Raw genomic sequence first — 26,991 nt, 5'->3', positions numbered from 1 at the left:
GCCCGCGCGGTCACCGGCGCCGGGCGAGCCGTCGGACGAATTCGCCGGCGTACCCCGCGGCATCGTGCCGGAGTCCCCATGTCGCTTCAGTGAGAGCATCCGCGAGCCGCAGTCGTCTCGCCGCCCAGAGAGTCGCCCTCGAGGCCTCACGTGCCGCTCGCCGGCGCTCGAACGCACGGTGGGAGTCGAGGAGCGCTGCGGACTGCGCATCGCCACGTATGCGCGCGGCCCAGGCGTGGCGCGCAAGGATCCCGTCAATGGCGTCCCGCCGCACTCGCAGGTTGGACAGCGACGTGCTCGTGGCGTTGCGATCGTGCCGCCGATAGCCGACGAGTTCCCCCGGTGCGCACACCAGGTCTCCGCGCTGGAGCAGGCGCAGCATGAGCTCGAAGTCTTCCATCATCGACAGCTCAGGGCTGAATCCGCCGACCTGGGCGAAGGACTCGCGGCGGATCAAGAGCGCGCCGCAGATGTGGGGCATCCGCGCCCTGCCGGCGAGCATGTCCTGCGCCGTCGAAACCGACGCAGGCCACGACGGCGGGATTCGCCGGCTCGCGGCATCCATGTGCCATCCGCCGCAGTACGAGGCGGGCGCGTCGGGAGCGTCGCGCAGCAGCGCGACTTGGGTCTGGAGGCGCTCCGGGTGCCAGACGTCATCGTCGTCCAGGAAGACGACGAACGCCCCCTCGGATACCGCGACCCCGGCGTTGCGGGCGAGCGACACCGTCACCGGCGGCGGCACGTGGAACACTCTCGATCGCGGAAGCTGGGCGACGAGCTCTGCGAGAGCTACCGGGTCGGGCACTCCGTTGTCGACGATCACGAGCTCCCAGTCCGAGTACGTCTGCTCGGCGACGGAGCGAAGAGCCTCCGCCAGATAGGGCGAAGCTCGATTCGTGGCCACGACGACGCTCACAAGCCCTGTCCGGTCGGTCATCTCGCCCCATCCCACATCGCAAAGACAGTACCCGACGTCGTCGGGCTAGGATCGGACCGCCCGGCCACCGCACATGACGAGATCTGTGGGAGATGCGACTCAACGCTTACATCATGCTCGGTGACCCTGCCTTCCTCGGTCCGAGCGTGCGCTCCTACTACTCGATCGTGGACCGCATCGTCGTGTCGTACGACGAGAGCGCGACGTCGTGGACGGGCACGCCGCTCCCGATCGAGCGCTGCCTCGAGATCCTGCGCGAGGTCGATACCGAGGGCAAGTGCGACTACCGCCCCGGGCACTTCGGCCGGGAGGGCTTCGATCCGCTCGAGAATGACACCTACCAGCGCCAGACGGCGCTGGTACAGGCCGCAGAAGGTGCCGACTGGGTGCTGCAGCTCGACACCGACGAGGTGATGCCACAGCCCGACGTCTTCGTCGAGATGGTTCGGCGCGCGCACCGCGCGGGCGCCTGGGCGCTGGACTACCCCGCACGGTGGCTGTACACGCGAGTCGCCCCGGGCCGATTCCTCGAAGCGAGCACTCGATTCTGGCGACTGGCCTGCTCGTTCCCCGGCCCGCTCGCGGTGCGGGTCGGCGTTCCGCTGCGGCTGGCGCGACAGACGGACTTCCCGATCTACCGGGTGGACGTGCGCCCGTGGAACACCGATCCGGCCGCCTCGCCCGAGACGATCGTCAACGAGGTGATATCGCCGGAGGCCGCCGTGCTGCACTACAGCTGGGTGCGCTCAGCTGCCGACATCGCACGCAAGGTGGGCTGGTCGGGGCACTCCGAGGAATGGCGCCACAGCGGTAAGTACGGCATGTGGCTGCACTCGACCCGCAGGCCGCGGATGACCGTGCTCAAGACCCCCTTCGCCCCGCTGTGGCGGCACTACCGGCTCAGCCGCGTCCGCGACTTCCCCGGCGAGGGCGCATGATGCGGATCGCCCTCGTCGCGAGCTCATACCTCCCCCGGCTCGGGGGAGTCGAGGAGCACGTGTTCCATCTCGGGCGCCGGTTGCGAGCCCGGGGGCACGAGGTCACCGTGTGGGCCGTCGATCAGGGCGACGAGGCGCCGCCCCAGGACGACGGCCCGCCGCTCCGGTACCTTCCGACGCCGCTGCCGACTCGATCGCCCGGCGGCGTGATGCGGTTCGCGCTCGCGGCACCGAGCGCCCTGCGGTCGTGGCGCGCTGCTGTGCGGCAGGATGCGCCGGAGGTGATCGTCGTCCAGTGCTTCGGCGCCAACGGCCCCTGGGCGGCGCACGTCGCGAAGCGCGCAGGCATCCCACTCGTCTACGCGAACCACGGCGAAACGTTCATGGACGCACACGACGCGTTCGCCTCTTCCCAGCTTCTGCGCCGATCGCTCGCCGACGTGCTCCGCGACGCGCGGGCCGTGACGTCGTGCTCGAGCTACGCGGCTGCCGATCTCGATCGTTTCGGGGCGCATCGCGAGGTGGCGGTCGTCGGCAACGGAATCGACCTCGACGCGGAGGCTTCGTCTCTCGCTGTCGCGCTGCCGGCCGCCTACATCACCGGCGTCGGGCGCCTTGTCGAGAACAAGGGGTTCGATGTGCTGATCGAGGCGTACGCCCGCGCCCGTGACCGGCTGGGAGGCGCCGAGCTCATCATCGCCGGCGACGGTCCACGACGGGCCGACCTCGAATCTTGGGCGCGCGAGCTCGGCGTGGACGCGCACGTGAGGTTCGTCGGGGCGCTCCCGCGCGGGCAGGTGCGCACTCTTCTTGACGGTGCCCTGGTGCACGTCGTACCGAGCCACGTCGAGGCGTTCGGGCTCGTCATCCTGGAGGGGTGGCGTTCGGGCGTCCCCGTGCTGGCGACACAGCGCGGCGGCCCTGGCGAGTTCATGACCGACGGCGCCGACGGCCTGCTCTTCGACCCCCGCGATCCCGAGGGACTCGCGCGATTGCTCACGCGCGTGGCCGAGGATGCCCCGCTGCGGGCGAGGCTCGGTTCGGGCGGCCGCGACGCAGTGCGCAGGTTCACGTGGGATCGCGTGGCCGACGGTTACGAAGAGGTGTTCCGCAGCGCGGTCGTCGCGGACCGCCCGGCGATGCAGAACCGAGGAATCGACTGACATGACCACACCGGACCCGCCCGCCCCGACCGTCTCGGTCATCATCATCACGTACGCGCGGCCGCAGTACATCGCAGAGTGCCTGCGCCATCTGTACGAGATGACCCGCCGGCCGCATCAGATCATCGTGGTCGACGGCTCGCCGGATGACCGCACGCGCGACCTCGTGTCGGCTGAACATCCCGATGTCGTGTACATCCGCCACCAACTGGGGAAGGGCACGATGCCCGAATCGCGCCAGCTCGGGCTGGCGGCGGCGACCGGAGACATCGTGGCATTCATCGATGACGACGCGTACGCCGACCGCGAGTGGCTGACGGAGCTCACCCGCGTCTATGACGACGACCCGACCGTCGCCGGAGTAGGCGGACGTGCCGACAACGGCATCCCCGGCGAGGATCGCGAGGGTGTGGGCACCATCGGCCGACTGCTTCCCAACGGGGATCTCACCGGATACTTCGGCGCGAACTCGCTGCGTCCGGTCGACGTCGATCACTTCCTCGGCGCGAACCAGTCGTATCGGCGCTCGATCCTGGAATCGATCGGCGGCATCCGCGGCAACTATCCCGGCACCTGCCTGCGCGAAGAGTCTGACACGTGCCTGCGGCTCACCGCTGCCGGGTACCGACTGGTTTTCGCGCCTCGGGCGCTGGTACGCCACGTGGCCGCGCCGTACCAGATCGGCGGCCAGCGCTTCGACCGGCGCTATCTGTACTACTCCCGCCGCAATCACGTCATGCTCCTGGCGCGGGTGTTCGGCTGGCGGACCCCGTATCTGCGTCGGTACTACGTGACGGCGTTCCGACAGCAGGGCCACTACTTCTCGCTGGTCGGTCGATTGATCGCGAAGGGGCGCGATGCTGAGGGTGAGAAGGCGACCATGCAGCGGCGCGTGACCTCGCCGATCATCCTCACTCGGTCAGTCGTCGAGATCGCGGGTCTCTTCGCCGGCGTCTGGGCGGGGATCGACGGTCGTCGTCGCGACCGCCGCGCTGGGGTCGGCACCCCCTGAGCCTGCGCCGCGCTCCCCACGGCGGGCGTCGAGGGCGGTCCCCCACGCGTCGCCGACGACGGACCACGTGCGGGTGATCCCGTAGCGCTCCCACGCTGCCTCCCGCGCGGCCGACGCCATCACCTGCGCTTCGATGTCATGGCGCAGCATCCACCCGATCGCCCGAGCGAGGGCGAGATCGTCGCCGGGGCGGACGAGCAGTCCCAGATCGCTCCGACGCACGCCATCGGCGAGTTCGACAGCGCACGAGGAGGGGTCGATGATCTCGGGAACTCCCCCGGCATCGGTGCCGATCACCGGCACGCCGGCCGCCATCGCCTCCACGATCACCTGACCGAATGGCTCAGGCACCGGCGACGCGTGGACCGCCAGCGACAGCCGGCGGAGCTCGGCCGGGGTGTCTGCGACCCAGCCGGTCCACTCCACGCTGGCTCTCAGGTCGGGTGAGGTCTCGACGAGCGTGCGCAGCTCGTTCTCCTCGGCGGCGTCTTCGAACAGGGCGCCCCCGACGATGCGGAACCGCGCGGCGGGGTTCTCGGCGAGGACGCGTCGGGCGGCTTCGAGGAAGACACGCTGGCCCTTCGTGGCGCTGATCCTCCCGACGATCCCCACGGTCGCTGCCGGCGGATGCCCCTGATCCGCGAACGCTTCGCGAGGAAGCCCGGGATACGCGACGACGATGCGTTCGGCGGGCGTCGAGCGAAGGGTTTGCGCCGTCGCCCACGAGTTCGCCACCACGAGTCGCGGACTCCAGCGCGCCAGAGCGCGCATCGCGAAGACGAACGGGACGGGGAGGTAGTCGGGTGCGAGCCGGTCATGCAGGTGCCACACCCATGGCGTGCGGAGCGGACGGGCGATCGAAGTGATGACAGCGCCCTTGAGCGAGTTGGCGACGACCAACTCGGCGCGGAGGCCACGGAGCTTCCGGCGCACGGTGCGCGCGACGGCCAGAGTGGCGACGGCATTTCGCCATAGAGCGCCCACGGACGCCGCCTCACGGCGGGTGACGCGGTGCACCGCCGCGGTCGCGATGACTTCGGTCGGCACCCCGGCCGCGCGCAGGAGGTCGGGAAAGGCACCCTCCTCGAGCACGATCGCCGAGACGTCGAAAGCGTCGCGGTCGCGAGCGCGGAGCAGACGCAGAATCGCGATCTCTGCGCCCCCGACATCTGCGGTGTGGGAGACGACCACCACCCGCGCAGGGGCGCTGCGAGGAGGAGATGCCACCTGCACACCCTAAGGGAGAGGCTCGCCGAGCGGTACACCGCGATCGAGCCCTACCATTGCCCTGTGACCTTCCAGCCCACAGGCACGACGATCCGGGGAGTGGGCACGACGATCCTGGGGATCCTCGTGCTGCTCGTCCTCGGTGCCTCCATGGGCTTGGCGAGCGCGCGCCTGCCCGACTACGCGATCTACCTCGCGCTGGGTGTTCTGCTCATCGCTGTCGCCGCGATCGACCTCTCGCTCGTGCCGGTGCTCGCCGTTCCGGCCGTCTTCGCGGTGCAGCGGATCGGCCCGATGAGCGGATCTGACCTCCTCCTGGGCATAGCCGTGCTGGTCTCGCTGGTGCTGGTGCGCGGCCGCGGTCTCCACACCATGCAGCCGCTGCTGTGGTCCGGGGCTTTCTACGTCGCACTGACCGCCCCTCAGCTCATCCTCAACCGCTACGCCGAGAACTACATCGAGTGGGCCCACGAACTGGTATTGGTTCTCGGCGCGATGGTCGTCGGGTTCGTGATCGGCCGAGAGGGCCATGCCCGTCTCGCACTGGGAATCTTCGTCGCGATCTGCGTCGCCATGGGCGCGACGGCCGGGGTCATGGCGCTGGGCAACGGACTCCAGCCCGTCTACCTGGGCGTGTGGCACAAGAATGCGATCGGCGCATTCTTGATGGTCGGTCTCGTCATCGCCTTCGCCAACCCCCCGTGGCTGGGCTGGCCGGGGTGGATGGCGTGGGGGGCCTTCGTGATCTGCGGTGTCGGCATGGCCGCCGCCCAGTCGCGCCAGGCGATCGTCGGGGGGCTGATCGGAATCTTCGTCGTCGGCCTCCGGCCGCGATTCCACAACGGGAAGCGCTCGAGGTGGATGTGGCTGATCCTCATCCCCACCGGATGGTTCGTCTACCAAGAAGTCGCCTCCCAGCTCGCGTCCGACAATGACTTCAGTTCGGCCGCCCAGCGGATCACCTGGTACGGCGAATCGATCATCGTGTGGCTGCAGTCGCCGATCTTCGGTGTCGGCCACCGATGGTGGACGACGTGGCACACCGGGTTCGGCGGATTCCAGCCTCCGAACGCCGAGCTGGAGGTGCTGACGACCGTAGGCGTGCTGGGACTCATCGGCTTCCTCGGTATGTTCGCCGGCGCGCTCTGGGCGCTCGCGCGGATGAACCCGGTGTATGGCACGCTCGGCCTCGCGGTCGTCGCCGCCAAGCTGGCCCAGAGCCAGTTCGACCTCTACTGGGTCGCCGGCCACGCCTCCATCCTCTGGATCATCGCCGGCATCTGCTACGGCGTCCAGGAACGCGACAGAGCCGACGGGATCGAGCGGATCCCCCACCCCGTGCAGACGCTCTGGCGGCGCACGCGGGGGGTTCGCATCTGATGCGGGGTGTCGTCCATGCGCTGACCCCCGGCGACCACTTCTCACCCAGGACCGGCTCGGCGATCCCCACGGTCGTGCACGGGCTCGCCCAGGCCGCGGCATCCGACGATCGCTACACGCACCGCGTCCTGCTCGACGAGTCGACCTATCGTCCGCGATACTCGAGCGCCGACGCGATCGAGTACGTCGGGGCGGGCTTCCCTGGTCGCTGGGAACGAGCCGTCGACCTCGGACTCTCGAAGGTCGGCCTTCCGCGGGTTCGCGCCCGACGCTCGTACCAGCCGATGGTCACGGCGCTTGAGGGGCAGCCCGCGAGCGTCGTCGTCGCCCACAACGCGCCGATCCTGCCGGCGATGCTCGCCCGCACCGCGCACACCCCCGTCTACTACGCCCACAACGAGCTGCCGCGAGGAATGTCGCGGGCAGAGGCCGACCGCGCCCTTCAGCCCGCGGCCGCCGTGATCGCGGTGAGCGACGACCTCGCCGAGCGCATCGCCGCACGGGTGTCGCCGTCGCTCGCGCGACGGATCAGGGTCGTCGAGAACGGCGTCGACACCGAGGCGTTCCGACCGCGAGACGCTGACGCCGCGCCGGCGAGGACGCGAGTCATGTTCGTGGGACGCGTCGTCGCCGACAAAGGACCCGACGTCCTGCTGCGCGCCGGGGGGATGCTGGAGCGCGACGACCTCGAGATCGTGATCGTCGGGAGCCAGGGGTTCGACCCCGCAGCCGAACTGTCCGGCTACGAGCAGGAGCTTCGCGCACTCGCCGCCCAGGTGCCGGGCGGGGTCGACTTCCGCCCATTCGTCGATCGCGAGGCGCTCCCGGCTCTGCTGCAGTCGGCCGACATCTTCGTCGCACCTTCCCGCTGGCCCGAGCCGAGCGGGCTCACGGTCGGCGAGGCGATGGCCACCGGACTTCCTGTGGTCGCCAGCGACGCCGGCGGTATCCCGAGCGTGATCGGCGATGCCGGGGTTCTTGTCGGCCCTGGGGACGAGTCTGCCCTCGCCGACGCGCTGCGCTCCCTCCTCGACGACGAGGGGAAGCGGCGCACTATCGGAGTCGCCGCCCGTCGCCGTGCAGAGGATCGTTCCTGGTCTCACTCGTGGGCACAGCTGCGGGCGGCGCTCGACCAACTCGCGTGATCAGTCGCGCGCCGCTCCGAGCGCCACGACGATCGTCGAGAGCACCGCTGTGAGCTCACGGACCATCGCGACCCAGGCGCTGGGCGGTGACGCGATCGGGTCGGCGACATCGTCGCTCTCGTCATCGCCGAGGAAGTCGTCTCGCGACCGATCGTGCGCTGCCTCGTCGAGCCACTTGCCGAGGGCCATGCCGGCGGGGATCGGGTGATCGGTGAGCCATCGAGCGAACTGCTTGACGGTGAAGATGCGGTGGATCACGTGCGGGTCGTCGGCGGCGAGCTCGCGGGACTGTGCCCGTGCCATGGTGAGGATGACGTCGAATCCGCCGAGATCACCCCGGTCGAGCTCGCGGCTGCGATGCGACGAGAAGTCGATTCCGAGGTGGGCGCCGGTCTGTACCCCTGCGGGCGGCATCGGGTGCCCCCCGGCCATGAGGCCCCCCGAGTGGATGTCGAGGGAATCATCTGCGAGAAGGCGCATGATCTCGGCAGCGTAGGGCGAACGGCAGCGGTTCGCCTGGCAGACGAAGAGCACGTGTGTGACGCCGTGCTCGCGGTCTGGTGACCGGACGGGCAGGGAGAGGCTGCGGGAACGCGCCATCACAGGTCGCTGGACGTCCTTTTCTCCGCCTGGGAGGAGTCGACATCGAGGTCGGTATCGACATCGAGGTCGGTATCGACATCGAGGTCCGCAGCGATGCCCGGGCCGGACGTGAGCTCGTTCTCGGTCGTCCCCGACTTCTGCGTGCCGTTCCGGTTGCGCGAGCGGAGGTCATCCGTGGATCCGGTCTTGAGGATCTTGCGCAGGTCTTCGACGTCGCCGGGGGTCACGTCGTCTGCGATGACCGGAGCGGCTGCCCGCGGCGCAGAATCCCCGGCCCGCTGCGACACGTAGTACGACGAGTAGGTCTTCGGCAGTTTGCGTCGGCTGCGGTTCGCCACGACGCCGATCACGTCAGCGCCGGCGGCGCGCAGGGCGGCCACAGTATCGGACAGCAGCACGCGGTCGGTCTTGCGAACGGAGGAGATGACGACCGCGCCGTCGGACTGGAGTGTGAGTAGTGCCGCATCGGCCATCCCGATCGCGGGAGGGGAGTCGATGATCACCACGTCCGCGAGCGTGCGCAGGTGCGCCACCAATTCGCCGAGGACCGGACGGGCGAGCAGGTCGGCGGGGTCGGGCGGCTCGGCACCGGCAGGGAGGATGCGCAGACGGCGGTAGCGCGTGGTGTTCAGGCGAGACTCGACATCGCCGCGCGACAGCGTCTCTCCGACCTCGTGATCGCTCAGGATGTCGGCGAGGCCGTCTCCGTCGGCCGCGTCGCCGAAGTAGCGCCCGAGATCGGGACGTCGCAGGTCGCCACCGACGAGGATGACGGTCTTTCCCGCGCGAGCCCAGGCCATCGCGAGGTTGGCCGAGACGAAAGATTTGCCGTCTCCGGGCTCGACGCTCGTGACGACAGCGACGGCCTCCCGTCGGGGAAGGAAGACCTGCAGCGTGGAGCGGAGCGTGCGGAGCCGCTCGCTCAGGTCGGTGCGCTCGTTGTGCGCGACGGGGAGAGGCGGATCCATCCCGGCGACCCCGCGGTCCCAGCTCAGTTCGCCGAGCGACCGGGCGCCGGAGATGGCCTCGATCTCGTCCTCACCACGCAGGCGGTTGTCGAACTGATCCCGGATGAGTGCGGCCGCGATTCCGACGATCAGACCCGTGGCCAGCGCGAGCAGCAGGACGATCAGCACCGACGGCACGGTCGAACCCCCTGCTGACGGAGGCGTCACGATGGCTGTCGCCGCACCGGCGTCGTTGACGTCTTCGATGGCGAGGTTGACGGACGTCATCTGAGAGAGTGCGGTCGCGAGGTTGGTCGCCGCGATCGAGTCGCCGGGGTTCTCGGCGACCTCGCGCTGCAGATCCCGCGCGTTCTGGATGGCCTCGGCTTGCCGCTGCTGCAGGGTCGTCAGCGCCAGGTTGAGCTGCTCGTCGACGTGGGCGACGTACGCCGTCAGAACCGCGTCGGCTCGCGCCTGCGCCTGTTCGGGGGTGGTGCCCATCGCGCTGATGTGGATGCGTGCGAGAGACGTCGAGTCGTCGACGTTCGCGCGGACGGCACCAGCGAGTGCGGCGGGGTCTTCTCCGAGCTGCGCGGCCGCCGCCTCGAGGACGGTCGGCCCCGTCACCGCCTCGGGGCTCACGTCGACGGAGACGCCGCCGACCTCACCGGTGACGGCCCCCTGTGAGATCACGTCGTTGAGCCGGATGACGCCGGTGCTGACGAAGGTCTCCGTGCGCACCTGGAGGTAGACAGCTGCCGTCACAAGTGCGGCCAGCATGACCGCGCCGATGATCCATTTGCGCTTCCAGAGCACATCGAGAATCTGTCGGAGCGTCAAGTCCACTCTCCCCACGGGCATGGTGCCGCGAGCAGCGGCAGTCGTCTAGGTTACAGGCGTTCGCGGAGCCCGGTCCCCTCCAGGTCGAGCCCTCGTCCGGGCCTGAACGAGGAAGGGCCGATGGATGGCGAGGACCGAGACGATGACACCCAGCGTACACAGCAGGATTGCCATCGTGAGCGTCAGGGCGTGATCGCCGCCCCCGAAGAAGCCGAGCGCACCGGCCAGGTACAGCAGGCCGACGCCCACCATCACCCCGCCTGCGATCACCGATCCCCTGCGCAGGCGTGAGGATACGGGCTGCGTCGCCCGTGAAAGCGCTGCCAGCGCGCACGAGACGGCTCCCGCCAGAAGGGCGCCTCCGATGCTGTCGCTGGCGCGGTGGGCCATCGAGAAGAGCGACCCCAGCGCGACGAAGGCGACCACCCCGCCGAGCACGAGAACGAGCACCGGCGACATCCAGCGCGGGTAGCACCAGATGATCGCCACGGCAGCGGCCAGAGTGATCGCGGTGTGACCACTCGGAAAGGTGTTGTGGGCGTACGCCCAGTCGCCCAGATCGGGACGCGGTGCGAACTCCTTCATGAGGAGCGAGATCACGGCGACCACCCCGACGAGGGCGGCCGAGTACAGCGGCGCCTTCCAACGATGCTCGAGCACGTCGGAGAGTGCGGCGACGACCGCGGCTCCGACGACGCAGTACATCACGATGTCGCGTCCGTCGTAGAACGCCAGCCACGCCTCGCTCCGCATCCAGCCGAACAGACTGAGCGAACCGGCATCGACGAGCTGCCCGAAGGCGGTCAGCACCGCAGTGAAGTAGAGGAGCAGGAAGGCGCCACCGTAGGCGAGGCTCACCAGCCACAGGTTCCGGGTCCGGTGCCCCCGGTCCTCGCGCATCGGCTCTTCCCGCGTCGGTTCAGACACGCGCGGCCTCTTCCGCGACGACGGCGCGCAGGCGATCGGCGAACCGTTCCTCTGAGAACCCCTCGACGTGCGCGCGGATCGCGTCGGGCGACCAGTCCCGCCGGAGCATCTCCTCGATCGCGGCGGCGATGGAAGAGGCATCCGCGGTGTCGAAGAAAACGCCGTTGCGACCTTCGACCACCGTGTCGAGGTACCCGCCGTCGCGGAGCGCCGCGGTGGGTTTGCCGGCAGAGCCCGCTTCAAGGGGCGAGAGGCCGAAGTCTTCGTAGGATGCCGCCACCAGCCCCATTGCGTGGCCATAGAGCCACTGCAGCTGCGCGTCGGACACCCGACCCACCAGATGTGCGCCGCCGACCCGCCGGGCGAGCTCGCTCAGCCGCCCTCGCTCGGGGCCGTCGCCGACGACCACGAGCTCCAGGCCACCGACCGATCCCACCGCCTCGATCACGCGATCGACGTTCTTGTACGGCAGCAGGCGTGCGACGCACAGGACGAACGGCTGCGACACCCCGGCCACCGGCTCGGTGGCGGCTGAGCCGAGGATGCGTCCCGGCGGCGGCGCGAGGACCTCCGCCTCGATACCGTACGCATTGCGGACCGCACGCTGCACGACGGTCGAGTTCACCAGGTAGCGGTCGGCGCTCTTCGCGGCGGCGGCATCCCACTCCCGCAATCCGGGCCCCAGAACGCTGATCGCGGAGCGGACCGCGCGAGCGCGGGCGCCGCCGTCGCCTTCGCCCGCGTACCGTTCCGACTGGTACAGCCAGCGGGCAGGAGCGTGGCAGTAGACGACCTTGCGACCCGTGACCGGGATGCCGTGCGCCCAGCCACTCGAGCTCGCCAGCAGCACGTCGGCGTCGACGGGGTAGCCCGACACCGCCCTCGCGAGGAAGGGGAGCGCCAGCCGGTGGTGGCGGCGCAGGATGCCCCACCGATTGATCGGCATCGTGCGCACGTCGACGCGCTCGAACTCCGGAAAGGTGCCGGCGGGGTCGTAGAGCGCCGTATGCAGCGGCGATCCCGGGAATGCCCTGGCCATCGCGAGCGCTACGCGCTCGGCACCCCCGCGCTGCGTCACATAGTCGTGCGCGAGAGCGACGGTCACGTGCTACCCCTTCACGCCGGGATCGACCGAGGGATGATGCCCCGGCGACCGGCGCCCCACGTCCGGTCGTGGCAAGGATATCGGCCTGGAGCGCGGGACGCACCGCGTCGGCTAGTATCTGGCCACCGGTTCGTCGACCGGACTGGGCACGACCCTTGCCGGACCGGCCCAGACGCCAACGGCTTTGGGGAGCCGCCGATGTCATCGATGACGAAGACCGTCCTGTCCGTCGTGATGTGGATCGCCGTGGTCCTGATCGGCGCCTACATCAGCGTGCAGCGCTTCCAGGATGCCGTCGGAAGCGACATCGGCACCGATCTGCGCACCTTCGTCGCAGCGGCCGAGCACATCCGCGAAGGCCGCAGCCCGTACACCGAGTTCGGGTATGTGTACCCGCCACTGGTGGCGTGGGTCCTGCTGCCCTTCGAGGACTTCGACGCCGCCGTCGGGCCGTGGACCGCGGCATCCATCCTGTCTCTGTGGGGAGCCGTCGCGGCGATCACCGCGACGTTCTGGCGTGTGCTGTCGTGGTGGCAGCGGCCCGTGCTCGCCGGCATCGCGATCGTCAGCGCGCTGTACAGCGCGTTGCTCTCGCTGGACCTCTGGCTCGGGCAGACCGACACGTTCCTGCCGCTGGTCGCCTCGCTCGCGGTCTTCTTCGCCTCACGCAACCGTCAGATCGCCAGCGGTGTCTCGCTCGCCTTCGGTGCGATCATCAAGAGCTGGCCGGTCGGCCTCGGCCTGTGGATGTTCCGTCGCGGTGTGCAGCACCGGGCGCGGCTGATCGGCGCCACCCTCGGAACAGGCGTCGCGTTCCTCCTGATCGCGCTCATCGTGCACGGCCCGGGCATCTTCGGCGAGTGGATCGACCGCACCCTCGTCCTCAGTGAGCAGGATCTCGTGGCCTACTCCGTGTGGGGCGCCGGAAGGCATCTGTTCACACAGTCGGCGGCGCTCGCGCCCCTCTTCGTCGCCCCGGTGGTGGCGACGGCCGTGTCGTGGCTTCTGGCGGCTGCCGTCATCGCGCTGATCGTGGTCGCCCTCCGCCGGCCCGGAGACGACGCCCTGTCGATGTTCAACATCGCCCTTGCGGTGGTGCTGCTGATCCCCGTCTGCCACCTCTGGTACTTCGTGCTCGCGCTTCCGCTGCTCTGGGTGTGGATCGCGCACGCCATGAAGGGCACGCGGCGCCTCGAGTCGCTCATCGCCGTCGGCGTGCTGGCGGTGTGGTGGGTGATCGTCTTCCGGCTCCCTCCGCTCGACAACCAGTTCGGCGAGAGCACCCCGCAGTACATCGCGGTGGTGTTCTCATCGCTCCTTGCCCTGGGCGTGTCGGTCACCCTCGCGGCACGGGCCGACGCCGGTCGCGAGCGGGAGCCGCTCGCGCGGCAGTCGGAGGAGCGGGTGCTCGCCGAGTGACGGCACGTCTATGAGGCAGAGAGAAGGATGCCGACCCCGGCGATCGCCGAGATGACAAGCATCCCTCCCGCGGCGAAGCCGTACGTGCGCGGCAACGGCTTCCAGAACTTCGACGTGCGGAACGGGTCCTCGATGAACCGCTTCGACAGCCACCCGAGCAGTATCGAAGCCGCGACCACCGCGAGTGCGCCCACCGAGCGGACGTTCTCGCCGGTGCTCAGCAGCACGAGCACGTAGATGGGCTGATGCCAGAGGTAGATGCCGTATGACACGTCGCCGACGAACTGCACCGGTGCGAGCGATCCGTAGCGGGTCGGGCTCAGCCAGCTGCGGTTGCTCTCGCCCCAGATGACGAGCACCGCCCCGAGGACGGGCAGCACCGCGCCCGGCGCGGGGTGGAGGAACAGCTCGGGGGTGAGGGCAGAGCCGACGATGAGGATGAGACCCGACCACGAGGCGACGCAGTGCACCGCGGTCTTAGCCCGCTCCGACAGCGACAGCTGCGACAGGCGCGGTGCAAGTGCCAGCAGACCGCCCGCGGCGAACTCCCACACGACGGAGGGCGTGCTGCGGGCGGCGTGGAGCGGATGCTGCGCCGAAAGCCAGAGCGAGTACGCGAACGACAGCAGCATCGCGACGATGATGAGCGCCACGATGATCTGCACGCGCGCGCGGGCGCTCATGCGGCGCCCGGCCGCGACGGCGACCCCCAGAAGGAGCAGGAGCGGCCACAGCAGGTAGAACTGCTCCTCGACCGAGAGAGTCCAGAAGTGCTCGACCGGCAGCGGGTAGTCCACCCACGGCAGGAAGCCGAGGTGCCGCGCGAGCGAAGCCCAGTTCTCGACGTACAGGGCGCTGGCCGCGGACTCGATGAGACTGGGTCCCCACTCCGTGCGGGGGACGACGACCATCAGGGCGACCATCGTCACCAGGATCACGACGAACGCCGCCGGCAGCAGACGTCGAATGCGACGCGCCCAGAAGTCGAGGAGCCGGATCGAGCCGGTGCGCTCGATCTCGCGCAGGAGTTGCGCCGTGATGAGGAACCCCGAGATCACGAAGAAGACGTCGACGCCGATGTAGCCGCTCGGCACCCTCGTCTCCCACAGGTGGAAGAGCAGCACCAGGATGACCGCGACGGCGCGGAGCGCCTGGATCTCGGGCCGGATCCCGCCCGTGGGCTCGGCGGGGGCCGGGAGCGCCTGCGCCGTCCGTGTCTCGGTCATCGCCGGCTATATCTCGCCCGGCTGCATCGCCTGCTCGTCGATCTCCTCCAGTACCGCGCGTGCAGCGGAGGGCTTGGCGCCCTTCTTGGGCGCGTAGACGACCAGGGAGTGGAAGACGAAGCGGACGAAGAACGCCACGACCAGGGTGATCCCCGTCGCGATGACGCTGGAGATGTGCCACGTCTCGACCATGAGCGCCATGATGGGGATGCGGATGAGTGCCTCGGCGTTGTTGAACCCGAACGACTTCGCGAACCGCCACCATACGCTCGAGGCCGCGTGGCGCATGTCGTGGAAGACGAACCGCTCGATCAGCAGGAAGTTGCCGATGATGGTCACCTCGGCGCCGATCACGGCGGCGATGACGTAGTTGACGCCCATGCTCGTGAGCGCCCACACGATCAGCAGGTTGACGACGGCGCCCAGGCCTCCCACGACGGCGAACAGCGACATCTTGCCGAATCGGAGGGCGGCGAGCTGCGTGATGAAGTGCAAGCCCTGCAGGAACGATGCCTTCGACTCGCCGGCGTGCCGGTCGGCGAAGTCGAAGTCGACCTCGGCGATGCGGAAGCTCTTGCGCGCGAGGATTTCGAGCAGGATCTTGAACCCCCGCGGCCGGAGGGTCTCGAGTTCGATCGCGCGACGGTCGACGACGAAGAAGCCGGTCATCGGATCGGTGACGTCGCGCAGCTTGACGGGGAACATCGCCTTGGTGACGGCGGTCGACGCCTTCGAGACCAGCACGCGGGTGCGGTCTGCGAGACCGGTCGAGGTGCCGCCCCCGGCGTAGCGCGACGCGACGACCACATCGACGTCGCCGCGCGCGGCACGATCGAGCAGCTCGGGGATCTTCTCGGGAGGATGCTGAAGGTCGCCGTCCATCACCAGGCACGTGTCGGACTGCGCGGCGCGGAACCCCTCGACCACGGCGCCGCCGAGGCCGCCCACCTTCTCATCGCGGTGGATCAGGCGCACCGGCAGGGAAGCGGATGCCGCAACCGCCCGGACCACGTCGGGAGTGTCGTCGGTGCTGTCGTCGACGAAGATGATCTCGGCCTCACGACCCTGGACCGCAGCGGAGACACGGCGAACGAGCTCCGCGACGTTCGGAGCCTCGTTGTACGTCGGCACGATGATCGAGACGTCGATGAGAGTCCCCGTTCTCCCCTTGATGTCCTGCAACCCCAGGGGACCATGGTGACATAACCCCCCGCACCGCGGGAACTGTACTCGGAACCTTGGTCTGCGCGAAGCAAATCCTGAGTGCGAGCGCGACCTCCCAGCCCGGCAGCCGGCCCTCGCCCAGGATCGATACGGGAGAATAGACGTCATGACGTCTGCCCCCTCCACCATCACGATGTTCGGCGCCGACTGGTGCCGCGACTGCGTCCGCACCAAGCGCCAGCTCGACTCGCTGGGGATCCAGTACACGTACGTGGACCTCGTCGCCGACCCCGCTGCCGCCGACGTCGCGCGCGAGATCTCGGGTCGCACGAACATCCCGGTCGTGGTGTACCCGGATGCCTCGCACCACGTCGAGCCGTCGAACGACGACGTCGAGGCCAAGCTCCGCGAGCTCGAGCTCATCTGACGCCGCGCCGTTCGCGCCGCTCACAGCCCTGACGAAGGACCGTTCTGCCTCGTTAGGCTGAGCGGGTGAGCGAAGGCGTCGAACGCAATACCCGGGCGATCGAGGGCACGGTCGTCACTGACTTCGCCGATCGCATGAGCTACGGGGGCTACCTCGATCTCGGCACGCTGCTGGCGGCCCAGCGGCCGCTGAGCGATCCCGAGCACCATGATGAGCTGCTGTTCATCATCCAGCACCAGACCACAGAGCTGTGGCTCAAGCTGGTGCTCCACGAACTCGGCGCCGCCTGCCGTCTGCTGCGCGAGGACAACCTCGCACCGGCGCTCAAGTGCATCGCCCGTGTGAAGCACATCCAGAAGACGCTGACCGAGCAGTGGTCGGTCCTCGCGACGCTGACCCCCGCCGAGTACGCGCAGTTCCGCGGCGTGCTCGGCAACGCCTCGGGGTTCCAGTCGGCGCAGTACCGTGCGGTCGAGTTCACCCTCGGCAACAAGAACGCCGCCATGCTGCGCGTGTTCGACGCCGACCCCGCCGCCCACGAACTCGTCGAGCGCGCGCTGCTCGCGCCGAGCCTCTATGACGAATTCCTCGGGATGCTCGCGCGGTCGGGCTACCCGATCCCCGCCGAGGTGCTCGGTCGCGACGTCACGCAGGCGTGGACCTTCGCGCCCGAGCTCGTCCCGATGTTTGCCGACATCTACGCCGACCCGCAGCAGCACTGGGCGGCGTACGAGACGTGCGAAGAACTCGTCGATCTGGAGGACAACTTCCAGCTCTGGCGGTTCCGCCATCTGAAGACCGTCGAGCGGATCATCGGCTTCAAGACCGGCACCGGCGGGTCGAGCGGCGTGCCGTTCCTGCAGCGGGCTCTGCAGCTGACCTTCTTCCCCGAGCTCTTCGCGGTGCGCACTGAGATCGGCCGCTGACGTGCACGTCGACCCGTTCGCGCTGCGAGAGCTCCTCGGTCCTGCGGCCGTACCGTGCCGCCGGGCCATCACGGGCGAGCCCGGCGTCTCGCTGCCGCCCCTGATCGACCACCACGTCCACGTGCATCTCATCGATGAGCACGCCCTCCCCGCCGGTGGAATCGCCGGCGTCGTCGACCTCGGCGGCGACCCCATCGGCTTCGCCCGCCGCGCCGGCGCGGGAATGCCGCGGGTCGCGTACGCCGGGGCGTTCCTCACCGCGCCCGGCGGCTACCCGACCGGACGCGGGTGGGCACCCGACGCGATCGTGCGGACGGTCACCGGCCCGTCGGCGCATCCCGGCGTGGCAGGCGGCGCTGCGACGGCCGTCGACGAGCAGGCGTCGTTCGGGGCATCCCTCATCAAGGTCGCCCTCAACTCCGCGGCGGGGCCGGTCTTCGACGCGACGACGCTCGAGGCGATCGTCGCCGCTGCACGCGGGCACGGCCTGCCCGTCGTCGCTCACGTGGAGGGGAGCGGGATGACGCTGCTCGCGCTCGACGCCGGCGTCGACGCCCTCGCGCACACGCCCTTCACCGAGGCGCTCGACGACGACGTGATCGGGCGCGCCGTCGCCGCGGGGCAGACGTGGATCTCGTCGCTCGACATCCACGCGGGAGACCCCGGTGCCGAGGCGAGCGCCCTCGCCAACCTCGAGGCCTTCGTCGCCGCCGGCGGCACGGTGCTCTACGGCACCGACCTCGGCAACGGCGACCGCCGGGTCGGCGTGCTGGTCGACGAGCTGCGCGCGCTCGACCGCGCCGGTGTGCGCGGCGACCGGCTCGTCGCCGCCCTGTGCGACCCGTGGCCGGCGACGGCGCCCGCCGGCGTCTCGACCTTCGTTCCCGGCCCGCCGCCCACCACGCTCGACGAGGTCGCCGCGTGGCTGGGTCGCGCGGCCGTCGTCCCGTCCGAGGAGCTCATCCATGACGACCACTGACCCGACCCCCGCCGCGACGGTCGCGGACCTCGAGGTCGAGGCATCCGCTCTCGACACCGCCGACCCGCTGCGGCACCACCGCGATGCGTTCGTCGGTGCCGAGTCGTCGCTCGTGTACTTCGACGGCAACTCGCTCGGCCGGCCGCCGCGTGCGAGCGTCGAGCGACTGGCCGCCTTCGCCCGCGACGAGTGGGGCGGGCGGCTCATCCGCGGCTGGGACGAATCGTGGATGGAGCTGCCGTTCCGGATCGGAGACACGATCGGGCGCGCGGTGATCGGCGCGGCGCCGGGGCAGACCGTCGTCGGCGACTCGACGACCGTCCTGCTCTACAAGCTCGTGCGCGCGGCGTTCGATGCTCAGCACGCGGCGGATCCCGCCCGGGTCGAGATCGTCGTCGACCGCGACAACTTCCCGACCGACCGCTACCTCGTCGACGGCATCGTGCGGGAGCGCGGCGGGCGCGTGCGGTGGATCGACGTCGACCTCTCGACCGGTGTGACGGGAGAGGCTCTCCGCGCGGCGGTTGGGCCCTCGACGGCGGTCGTGCTGCTCAGCCATGTCGCCTACCGGTCGGGATATCTGGCGGATGCCGCGGCCTTCACCCGCATCGTCCACGACGCCGGCGCGCTCGTGGTGTGGGACCTCTGCCACTCCGCAGGATCGGTGCCCGTGCACGCGGACGCCTGGGGCTTCGACCTGGCCGTCGGCTGCACGTACAAGTACCTCAACGGCGGTCCGGGCTCGCCCGCCTTCGCCTACGTCGCCGCGCGGCACCAGGATGCACTGGCGCAGCCGATCCAGGGCTGGATGGGCACGGCCGACGTGTTCGCGATGGGCCCCGACTACCGTCCGGCCGAGGGCATGCGGCGGTTCCTGTCAGGCACCCCGCCGATCGTCGGGATGATCGCGATGCAGGACACCCTCGGGCTGATCGAAGAGGCGGGGATCGACGCCGTGCGAGCGAAGTCCATCGCGCTGACCGACTTCGCGGTGAAGGTCTCCGACGCGCTGCTGGCGCCGCTCGGCGTGACCGTCGCCTCTCCGCGGGATGCTGCGCTCCGAGGCGGGCACATCACGTTGTCGCACCCCGCCATGCGTGCGGTGACCGCGCGGCTGTGGACCCAGGACGTCATCCCCGACTACCGCGACCCCGACGGGCTGCGGATCGGGCTCTCGCCGCTGTCGACGAGCTTCGCCGAGACGCTCGCCGGGCTGCGCGCCGTGCGCGACGCCCTGACCGCGCTGGGCTGAGGGCTTCCGAAGCCCGATGCAGCGGCTGTCCACAGCCGCAGCTCCGCGCCTGCCTCCGCCCCTACACTGGCGCGATGAGCACCGACGCCGCCGGCGGCGGCGCGGCCGCGGCATCCGATTCCGCCACCGCACGCGCCCGCCTCTCGAACGGAACCATCGCCCGGTACGCCACCGGCTCGCTCGGCACCGGCGGGTTCGCGACCCTGCCCGGCCTCGTGCTGACGTACTACCTCACCGACTCGCTCGGCGTCGCCGCGCTCGCTGCGGGCCTCGTCATCACGCTCGCCAAGGTGTGGGACGTCGTGATCGACCCGGTCATCGGCACTCTCACCGATCGCGACCTCGCCCGCCACGGCACGCGCCGCCGGCTGATGCTGCTCGGCGCGGGCACGATCCCGGTGCTCTTCGCCCTCACGTTCGCCGTCCCGCCCGCCCTCGGCCCTGTGGTCGCGGCGATCTGGGTCTTCTTCGCCTTCACCCTGACGGCGACTGCCTTCAGCCTCTTCCAGGTGCCCTACATCGCGCTCCCCGCCGAGCTCACGCCGCGCTACGACGAGCGCACGCGGCTGCTGACGTGGCGCGTGGTCGTGCTGACGCTCGCGATCCTGCTGTTCGGCGCCGGCGGTCCGGCACTGCGCCGCGTGGCCGACGACCCCGTCATCGGCTACCTCGTGATGGGGGTCGTCGCCGGCGTCGTCATCGGGCTCGGGATGCTGGTCGCCACGACGGTCGCGCGCCGCCCCGTGACGGAGACCGCGCCCGTCGCCTCGGGGAGCACGCTCGCCACCGCCGCCCGGGCGAGCCTGCGAGAGCACTACGCCGACGGCGTCCGTGCCCTGCGCCGCAGCGGGCCGTTCCGAGCGCTGCTCGCGACGTTCGTGCTGCAGGCGCTCGCGACCGGGCTCATGCTCGCCGGCGCGCAGTACGTCGCGACGTGGGTGCTCGAGTCGGAGGCCGCGGTCGAGCTGCTGTTCGTCGCCCTCATCGCACCCGCGCTGTTCGCGGCTCCCGCCTGGGGCGTCGTCTCCCGCCGGATGGGCAAGGAGCGCGCGTTCGCGATCGCGAGCACCGTCTTCGCCGTCGCCGCACTGTCGATCCTCGGCGTGCTGTGGGCGCCGGGCGAGTGGATCTACGCGCCCGTCGGCGTCGCGGGAATCGCTTATGCGGGCATGCAGTCGCTGCCGATGGCCATGCTGCCCGACGTCATCTCGCACGACGAACGCACCTCCGGGCCCGGGCGCGCGGGGTCGTTCAGCGGCGTCTGGACCGCAGGCGAGACGGTGGGCTTCGCGCTGGGCGCCACGGTGCTGTCGCTCATCCTCGCGGTCACCGGGTACATCTCGTCGACGGCGGGCGAGACGGTCACCCAGCCCGCCGCGGCGGTGACCGGAATCGTCGTCAGCTTCAGCCTCGCGCCCGCACTCCTCATCGGGCTGAGCCTGTGGAGCCTCGCCCGCTACCCGCTCCGTCGCAGCGACATCGAGTCACAGCAGTCGTGAGATCCCGTCTCACCGGAGCCGTCGTAGACTGAGTCATCCCGCCCGAAGGAGAGCGCCCGTGCCCAAGGCCGCCCCGGCAGCAACCGTCCCGTCCCGCGCGAAGGCGCCCTCCCTCCCCGAGGATGTCTCGGGCCCGCTGGACGCCGCGATCGGCGACCTGCAGACCGGCGCCCGCACGTGGAGTCACCTCACACTCGACCAGCGCGCCCGCCTGCTCGGCCGAGTCCGCGACTCGGTGGCGACGGTCGCCGAGGAGTGGGCCGACGTCGCCGCGACCTCGAAGGGCCTCGAGCCGGGGCATCCGCTCCGTGGCGAGGAATGGCTCTCCGGGCCCTACGCCACGCTGGTGGCCCTCGACGCGTACCGGTCGACGCTGTCGGCGCTCGCCAAGGGCGAGAGCCCGCTTCGCGGGGTGAGGACGGATGCCGCGCCCGGCGGCCGGCTGCGCGCACACGTCTTCCCGCTCAGCCCGGTCGACGGCATGCTGCTGTCGGGCTACACCGGCGAGATCTGGTTCGAACCGGGCGTCACCGAGGCGCAGGCGCGTCGCACGGCCGGACTGGCGCAGCTGACACCGACCGAGCCCGGCGGGGTCGGGCTCGTGCTGGGCGCGGGCAACGTGACGTCCATCCCGGTGCTCGACGTGATCTACGAGCTGATGGCGCACAACCGCGTCACGATCCTCAAGGTCAACCCGACCCAGGACTCCGTCGTGCCGGTGTTCGAGCGCGCGCTCGCGCCGCTCATCGAGCCCGGCTTCCTGCGCATCGTGCGCGGCGGCGGCGACGTCGGCGCATACCTCGCCGACCACCGCGGCGTCGCCCACGTGCACATCACCGGAGCCACCCCGACGTTCGACACGATCGTGTGGGGCCCCTCCGCCGGTGCTGGCGCGGCGGCCACTGCCCGCCGCAGACGCGAAGAACGCCCCAAGCTCAAGAAGCCGATCACGGCCGAGCTGGGCGGCGTCTCGCCGATCATCATCGTCCCCGGCGAGTGGAGCGACGCCGACCTCCGGTTCCAGGCCGAGCACGTCGCCACCATGCGGCTCTACAACTCGGGGCACAACTGCATCGCCGGCCAGCTCGTGCTCCTGAGCTCGGACTGGCCCCAGCGCGAGGCCTTCCTCGACGCGCTCCGCGCGGCGTTCGACGCCGCACCCGCCCGACCGGTCTGGTACCCGCGATCCGATGAGAAGCTGGCGGCCGCGGCATCCGACTATCCGTCCGCCACCTGGCGCGGCGACGGCACGCGCGCGATCGTCGAGGTCGGTCCCCGCGAAGACGCGACCGCCGTCGAGACGACCGAGTACTTCGCACCGGTGCTCGGCATCGTGACGCTTCCCGGAAACGGTCAGGAGTTCCTCGACCGGGCGGTCGCGCACGCCAACGACGAGCTCGCCGGAACGCTCGGCGCGAACGTGCTCATCGACCCCGTGACGCAGGCCGCGCTCGGCGAGGGGTTCGAGCGCGCGATGGCCGACCTGCGCTACGGCACGATCTCGATCAACTCGTGGACAGCCTTCGGCTTCCTCACCCCGACCCTTCCCTGGGGCGGATTCCCCGGCGCGACGCTGCAGAACGTCGAGAGCGGCATCGGTGTGGTCCACAACGCGCTGCTGCTCGACGGCATCGAGCGCGCAGTGACCCGCGGCCCGTTCCGGCCGTTCCCGCGGTCGCTCCAGCCGAAGGCGCTGAGCCGCTCGCGCGGTCGCGCCTTCTCGGTGCTGCCGAAGCCGCCGTGGTTCGTGACATCGCGTACCGGCGCCGCCGTGAGCGAGGGCTTCACACGGTTCCGGATGGACGGCGACTACGCGAAGCTCTCGCTCACCCTCGTCAAGGCCTTCCGGGCGTGACGCGGCGAGACCGGCACAGCCTGACGGCCGACTACATCGTCGTGGGCGCCGGCTCGGCGGGCGCCGCTCTGGCCGCGCGGCTCAGCGAGGACCCGTCGGTCTCGGTGCTGCTGCTCGAAGCGGGCGGACCCGACAAGGCGCTCGAACTCCACGTCCCGGCGGCGTTCTCGAAGCTCTTCCGCGGTCCGTACGACTGGAACTACGACACCGTCCCGCAGGAGCGGCTCGAGAGGCGCACGGTGTACTGGCCGCGCGGCAAGACGCTCGGCGGATCGTCGTCGCTCAACGCGATGATGTGGGTCCGTGGCTTCGCGGCCGACTACGACGAATGGGCCGAGCAGGCCGGTCCCGCCTGGTCGTGGGACTCACTCGTCCGCTACTTCCGCCGCGTCGAGCGCACGCAGGACCCGGTCGATGAGACCCAGGGGAGCACCGGTGCGCAGTCGATCGAGCACCAGCGGGATCCGCGCCCCCACACGGCGGCGTTCCTCGACGCGGCGCGCGAGGCGGGGCATCCCGTCACCCCCGCGAACCTCCCGGAGGGGCAGGGTTTCAGCCAGACGATGGTGTCGCAGCGCCGCGGCACCCGGGCGTCGACCGCCGACGCCTACCTGCGGCCCGCCCGTCGGCGGCGCAACCTGCGCGTGGTGACGAACGCCCTGGTGCGCCGGGTCACCTTCGCACGGCGGAACGACGCCGATCACGCACATGTCGGTGACACCGGGGTCGAGGCACCGGCCCCCACGGGAGCGCTCGTCGCGACCGGCGTCTACGTCGACATCGAGGGCATCACGCGCCACGTGCGAGCCCGGCGCGAGGTCGCCCTGGCCGGGGGCGCGATCAACACCCCGCAGCTGCTGATGCTGAGCGGCATCGGGCCTGCGGAGCATCTGGCCGAGCACGGCATCCCGGTGCTCGTCGATGCGCCGGGGGTGGGCTCGAACCTGCAGGACCACCTCGTCGCCGGGCTCGCGCCCGAGGCGCGCGGCGGCACGCTGTTCGGCGCCGAGCGCCTCGCCGAGCTCGGGCGCTATGTGTCGTCGCGACGCGGGATGCTCACCTCCAACGTCGCGGAGGCGCACGGCTTCGTGCGGACGGAGGTCGCCGACCGCACCGGCGTGCCGGACGCACTCCCCGACATCGAGATCATCTTCGCCCCGGTGCCGTACGTGGGCGAGGGCCTCGTGCCCACGCCCGGCGAGGGGCTCACGGTGGGCGCGATCCTGCTGCGGCCGCGGAGCCGCGGCACGATCCGCCTCGCGTCGGCCGATCCGACGGCCAAGCCGCTCATCGATCCGGCCTACCTCACCGACCCCGACGGCATCGACGAGGCGACCATGCTCGCCGGTCTGTCGGAGTGCGAGCGACTCATCGGCACCGACGCGCTGCGCGCGGTGACCACCGGCGGCTGGATCCAGCCCGAGGGCGGCGAGTCCATGACGTCGGCCGAGCGGGCGGAGCTGTCGCTGCGCCGCTACTCCCACACGCTGTACCACCCCGTCGGGACGGCGCGGATGGGGATGGATGCCGCCTCCGTCCTCGACCCGGAGCTGCGGGTCCGCGGAGTCGAGGGACTGCGCGTGGCCGACGCATCCGTCATGCCCACCGTCATCCGCGGCCACACGAACGCCCCCGCGATCGTGATCGGCGAGGTCGCCGCTGACCTCCTCCGGGGCTGCTGACCTCCTCCCGGGCGCTCGCCGCTGACCTCCTCCGGGGCCGCTGACGCTCGCCGCTGACCTCCTCCGGGGCCGCTGACCTCGCCGGCCTGTTCACCTCGGCCTGCCACCCTCGCCAGCCCTCCCGCTCTCACCGGGAGCAGGAGATCTGGCGAGAACAGGATGATCTCCGCTGCACCGTCCTGTCGCCGCCAGAACTCCTGTTCTGGGCGAAGGAATGGGGGACGGATGCCGCGGCAGAAGGTACAGCGGCACTCACCAGCCGGTCCTTCCTCACCACCCTCGCCACTCTTCGCCCACCTCGCCACCCTCGCCACCCCGCCACCTCGCCACCCTCGCCACCCTCGCCGGCGGGTTCACCTCGGCTTGCCACCCTCGCTCTCACCGGGATCAGGTGATCTGGCGAAAACAGGACGATCTCCGCCGAATCGTCCTGTCGCCGCCAGAACTCCTGTTCTGGGCGAAGGAATGGGGGACGGATGCCGCGGCAGAAGGTACAGCGGCACTCACCGCCCCTTCCTCACCCCACCCTCGCTACCCCGAGATCAGGTGATCTGGCGAAAACAGGACGATCTCCGCCGAACCGTCCTGTCGCCGCCAGAACTCCTGTTCTGGGCAACGAGGAAGGGGAAGAACGGGGACGGATGCCGCAGGGCGGGCACGGCGAAGGGGAGGCACCGGTCGCGACGACCGGGGGCCTCCCCTTCGTGGATCCTGGGGTCAGCGACCGCCGCGGCGGCTGCCGCCGTTCTGTCGGACGACTGAGCCGACCATGAGCTTGCCGCCGCCGTTGCCCGCGCTCGATGCGCGGCGACCCGTGGTGCGCGGGTTGCCCTGCGGCTGGGCCGAGCGGGTGTGCCCGGCGCTCTGGTCGGAGCGCTGGTGGCCGGTCTGCACGCGGTCGGTGCCCTGGGCGCGGCCGCCCTGGCTGCGACCGCCCTGACCGCCCTGACCGCGGCTCGAGCGCTGTCCGCCGCCGGCGCCCTGCTCGCGCGCGGCGCGCTTGCGCTGGGCATTGGCGCCCTGGCTCTTGCCACCGCCGCGGACCGGCTGCTGCACCGGCTCGGGCTTGACGTATGGGGCGACCTCGCCGACCAGCTCGGCGACCGCGGCCGAGTCGGCCGTGACCTTCACCGGCGCGACCGAGATCGCGGCCTTGCGCAGAAGCTGCGCGACGTCCTTCTCCTGACCGGGCAGCACGAGCGTGACCACGGCACCCTCCGCCCCCGCGCGGGCCGTGCGGCCCGAGCGGTGCAGGTACGCCTTGTGCTCCATCGGCGGATCGACGTGGATGACCAGCTCGACGTCGTCGACGTGCACGCCGCGGGCGGCGACGTCGGTGGCGACGAGCACCTTGGCGGTGCCGGCCGAGAACGCCGCGAGGTTGCGGTCGCGCTGCGGCTGCGAGAGGTTGCCGTGCAGGTCGACGGCGGGGATGCCCTGCGCGGTCAGCTGCTTGGCGAGCTTCTTCGCGTGGTGCTTGGTGCGCATGAACAGGATGCGGCGGCCCGTGCCCGAGGCGAGCGTCTTGACGACGTCCTTCTTGGCGTCGGCATCGGTCATCGTGAAGACGTGGTGGGTCATCGCGGCGACCGGCGAGTGCGCCTCGTCGACCGAGTGCAGCACCTCGTTCTGGAGGAAGCGGTTGACGAGCTTGTCCACGCCGTTGTCGAGCGTGGCGCTGAACAGGAGGCGCTGGCCGCTGGAGGGCGTCGCGTTCAGGATGCGCGTCACGACCGGCAGGAACCCGAGGTCGGCCATGTGGTCGGCCTCGTCGATGACGGTGATCTCGATCGCGTCGAGGTGGGCGTAGCCCTGCTTCATGAGGTCTTCGAGGCGGCCCGGGCACGCGACGATGATGTCGACGCCGGCGTTGAGCGCCTGCACCTGGCGGTTCTGGTTCACGCCGCCGAAGATCGTCGTCGTGGTCAGGCCGTACGCCTTGGCGAGCGGGGCGAGCACGGCGTCGATCTGAGTCGCGAGCTCACGCGTGGGCGCCAGCACGAGGCCGAGCGGGCGGCCCTTCCGGCGCGAGCCGCCGGCGAGCGCGCCGCCGAGACGGGCGACCATCGGGATCGAGAAGGCGAGGGTCTTGCCCGAGCCGGTCTTGCCGCGGCCGAGCACGTCGCGGCCCGCGAGGGTGTCGGGGAGCGTGTCGACCTGGATCGGGAACGCGGTGGTCTTGCCCTCTGCCGCGAGCGCGGCGACGAGGGGCTGGGGCACGCCGAGCGTGCCGAAGGTGACGTCAGTCATCGGGGATCATTCTCCGGGCGCGCATACGCACCCTGGTCGGTGGCCGGTGGCGTATCTCGCCCACGGGTCGCCGTACGAAAGTTTTCAG

At 70.5% G+C, this 26,991-nt stretch carries 22 protein-coding genes; 13 read left to right on the top strand and 9 right to left on the bottom strand.

The window, feature by feature from the left end; translation table 11 throughout:
* Positions 1–10: 10 nt before the first annotated feature.
* The gene (locus MK786_RS08350; protein ID WP_241111769.1) at positions 11–937 is read right to left on the bottom strand and encodes a glycosyltransferase family A protein; all 927 of its coding nucleotides are present in this window, start codon (positions 935–937) and stop codon (positions 11–13) included.
* A 113-nt stretch (positions 938–1,050) separates the two neighbouring features.
* On the opposite strand from MK786_RS08350, the gene MK786_RS08345 reads away from it, so the two are divergent.
* From MK786_RS08345 to MK786_RS08335, 3 genes are read left to right on the top strand one after another with little or no spacing between them, the layout of a single operon-like run.
* The gene (locus MK786_RS08345) at positions 1,051–1,875 is read left to right on the top strand and encodes a hypothetical protein (protein WP_241111768.1); all 825 of its coding nucleotides are present in this window, start codon (positions 1,051–1,053) and stop codon (positions 1,873–1,875) included.
* Entirely contained in the window at positions 1,875–3,038 is a 1,164-nt protein-coding gene (locus MK786_RS08340; protein ID WP_241111767.1) for a glycosyltransferase family 4 protein, read from the top strand. Before MK786_RS08345 ends, MK786_RS08340 begins: the two co-directional genes overlap by 1 nt.
* Position 3,039: 1 nt before the next feature.
* Complete coding sequence (locus MK786_RS08335) at positions 3,040–4,050, top strand: glycosyltransferase family 2 protein (protein ID WP_241111766.1); 1,011 nt, start codon at positions 3,040–3,042, stop codon at positions 4,048–4,050.
* Here MK786_RS08335 and MK786_RS08330 read toward each other — a convergent pair.
* Positions 3,958–5,277 carry a glycosyltransferase family 4 protein gene (locus MK786_RS08330; RefSeq protein WP_241111765.1) on the bottom strand — a complete coding sequence of 440 codons (1,320 nt, stop codon included), beginning with the start codon at positions 5,275–5,277 and terminating at the stop codon, positions 3,958–3,960. The genes MK786_RS08335 and MK786_RS08330 overlap by 93 nt on opposite strands.
* Before the next feature lie 63 nt (positions 5,278–5,340).
* Here MK786_RS08330 and MK786_RS08325 point away from each other — a divergent pair, with 63 nt between their 5' ends.
* Complete coding sequence (locus MK786_RS08325; protein WP_241111764.1) at positions 5,341–6,657, top strand: O-antigen ligase family protein; 1,317 nt, start codon at positions 5,341–5,343, stop codon at positions 6,655–6,657.
* Positions 6,657–7,802, top strand: a complete 1,146-nt coding sequence (locus tag MK786_RS08320; RefSeq protein ID WP_241111763.1) for a glycosyltransferase family 4 protein — start codon at positions 6,657–6,659, stop codon at positions 7,800–7,802. The genes MK786_RS08325 and MK786_RS08320 overlap by 1 nt, the downstream gene beginning before the upstream one ends.
* Here MK786_RS08320 and MK786_RS08315 read toward each other — a convergent pair whose 3' ends face one another.
* From MK786_RS08315 to MK786_RS08300, 4 genes are read right to left on the bottom strand one after another with little or no spacing between them, the layout of a single operon-like run.
* Positions 7,803–8,402, bottom strand: a complete 600-nt coding sequence (locus MK786_RS08315; RefSeq protein ID WP_277397416.1) for a hypothetical protein — start codon at positions 8,400–8,402, stop codon at positions 7,803–7,805.
* Positions 8,402–10,192 (bottom strand): polysaccharide biosynthesis tyrosine autokinase, encoded by a 1,791-nt coding sequence (locus tag MK786_RS08310; protein ID WP_241111761.1) that lies wholly within the window; start codon positions 10,190–10,192, stop codon positions 8,402–8,404. The genes MK786_RS08315 and MK786_RS08310 overlap by 1 nt, the downstream gene beginning before the upstream one ends.
* A gap of 45 nt (positions 10,193–10,237) precedes the next feature.
* Positions 10,238–11,119, bottom strand: coding sequence for a phosphatase PAP2 family protein (locus MK786_RS16435; RefSeq protein ID WP_241111760.1), 882 nt, complete (start codon positions 11,117–11,119; stop codon positions 10,238–10,240).
* Positions 11,112–12,224 (bottom strand): glycosyltransferase, encoded by a 1,113-nt coding sequence (locus MK786_RS08300; RefSeq protein ID WP_241111759.1) that lies wholly within the window; start codon positions 12,222–12,224, stop codon positions 11,112–11,114. The genes MK786_RS16435 and MK786_RS08300 overlap by 8 nt, the downstream gene beginning before the upstream one ends.
* Positions 12,225–12,431: 207 nt before the next feature.
* Here MK786_RS08300 and MK786_RS08295 point away from each other — a divergent pair, with 207 nt between their 5' ends.
* Complete coding sequence (locus MK786_RS08295; RefSeq protein ID WP_241111758.1) at positions 12,432–13,643, top strand: glycosyltransferase family 87 protein; 1,212 nt, start codon at positions 12,432–12,434, stop codon at positions 13,641–13,643.
* A gap of 8 nt (positions 13,644–13,651) precedes the next feature.
* On the opposite strand, the gene MK786_RS08290 is transcribed toward MK786_RS08295, so the two are convergent.
* Together MK786_RS08290 and MK786_RS08285 are read right to left on the bottom strand one after the other, a co-directional pair.
* Positions 13,652–14,869, bottom strand: coding sequence for an acyltransferase (locus MK786_RS08290; RefSeq protein ID WP_241111757.1), 1,218 nt, complete (start codon positions 14,867–14,869; stop codon positions 13,652–13,654).
* A gap of 6 nt (positions 14,870–14,875) precedes the next feature.
* A complete protein-coding gene (locus tag MK786_RS08285; RefSeq protein WP_241111959.1) occupies positions 14,876–16,018 on the bottom strand; it encodes a glycosyltransferase family 2 protein in 1,143 nt (380 codons plus the stop codon).
* 181 nt (positions 16,019–16,199) lie between these two features.
* Between MK786_RS08285 and MK786_RS08280 the strand changes: the two genes are divergently transcribed.
* The 7 genes from MK786_RS08280 to MK786_RS08250 all read left to right on the top strand — a co-directional run bounded on the left by MK786_RS08280 (position 16,200) and on the right by MK786_RS08250 (position 24,653).
* Positions 16,200–16,460 carry a glutaredoxin family protein gene (locus MK786_RS08280; protein ID WP_241111756.1) on the top strand — a complete coding sequence of 87 codons (261 nt, stop codon included), beginning with the start codon at positions 16,200–16,202 and terminating at the stop codon, positions 16,458–16,460.
* 65 nt (positions 16,461–16,525) lie between these two features.
* Positions 16,526–17,386 carry a tryptophan 2,3-dioxygenase gene (kynA, locus tag MK786_RS08275; protein ID WP_241111755.1) on the top strand — a complete coding sequence of 287 codons (861 nt, stop codon included), beginning with the start codon at positions 16,526–16,528 and terminating at the stop codon, positions 17,384–17,386.
* Between the two features lies 1 nt (position 17,387).
* On the top strand, positions 17,388–18,365 hold the full coding sequence (locus MK786_RS08270) for an amidohydrolase family protein (RefSeq protein WP_241111754.1): 978 nt from the start codon (positions 17,388–17,390) through the stop codon (positions 18,363–18,365).
* Complete coding sequence (locus MK786_RS08265; RefSeq protein ID WP_241111753.1) at positions 18,352–19,617, top strand: kynureninase; 1,266 nt, start codon at positions 18,352–18,354, stop codon at positions 19,615–19,617. The genes MK786_RS08270 and MK786_RS08265 overlap by 14 nt, the downstream gene beginning before the upstream one ends.
* Before the next feature lie 74 nt (positions 19,618–19,691).
* Positions 19,692–21,116 carry an MFS transporter gene (locus MK786_RS08260; protein WP_241111752.1) on the top strand — a complete coding sequence of 475 codons (1,425 nt, stop codon included), beginning with the start codon at positions 19,692–19,694 and terminating at the stop codon, positions 21,114–21,116.
* Between the two features lie 58 nt (positions 21,117–21,174).
* Positions 21,175–22,971 carry an aldehyde dehydrogenase family protein gene (locus MK786_RS08255; protein ID WP_241111751.1) on the top strand — a complete coding sequence of 599 codons (1,797 nt, stop codon included), beginning with the start codon at positions 21,175–21,177 and terminating at the stop codon, positions 22,969–22,971.
* Entirely contained in the window at positions 22,968–24,653 is a 1,686-nt protein-coding gene (locus MK786_RS08250; RefSeq protein WP_241111750.1) for a GMC family oxidoreductase, read from the top strand. Before MK786_RS08255 ends, MK786_RS08250 begins: the two co-directional genes overlap by 4 nt.
* Before the next feature lie 717 nt (positions 24,654–25,370).
* Here the strand turns inward: MK786_RS08250 and MK786_RS08245 are convergent.
* Complete coding sequence (locus MK786_RS08245) at positions 25,371–26,903, bottom strand: DEAD/DEAH box helicase (protein ID WP_241111749.1); 1,533 nt, start codon at positions 26,901–26,903, stop codon at positions 25,371–25,373.
* Positions 26,904–26,991 lie beyond the last annotated feature (88 nt).

The organism is Microbacterium sp. CFH 31415 (genome assembly GCF_022538185.1).
In the GTDB taxonomy this organism is placed as follows: Bacteria; Actinomycetota; Actinomycetes; order Actinomycetales; family Microbacteriaceae; genus Microbacterium.
The sequence above is the reverse complement of the archived record's forward strand: the minus strand, read 5'-3'. Positions and strand labels throughout refer to the sequence as shown.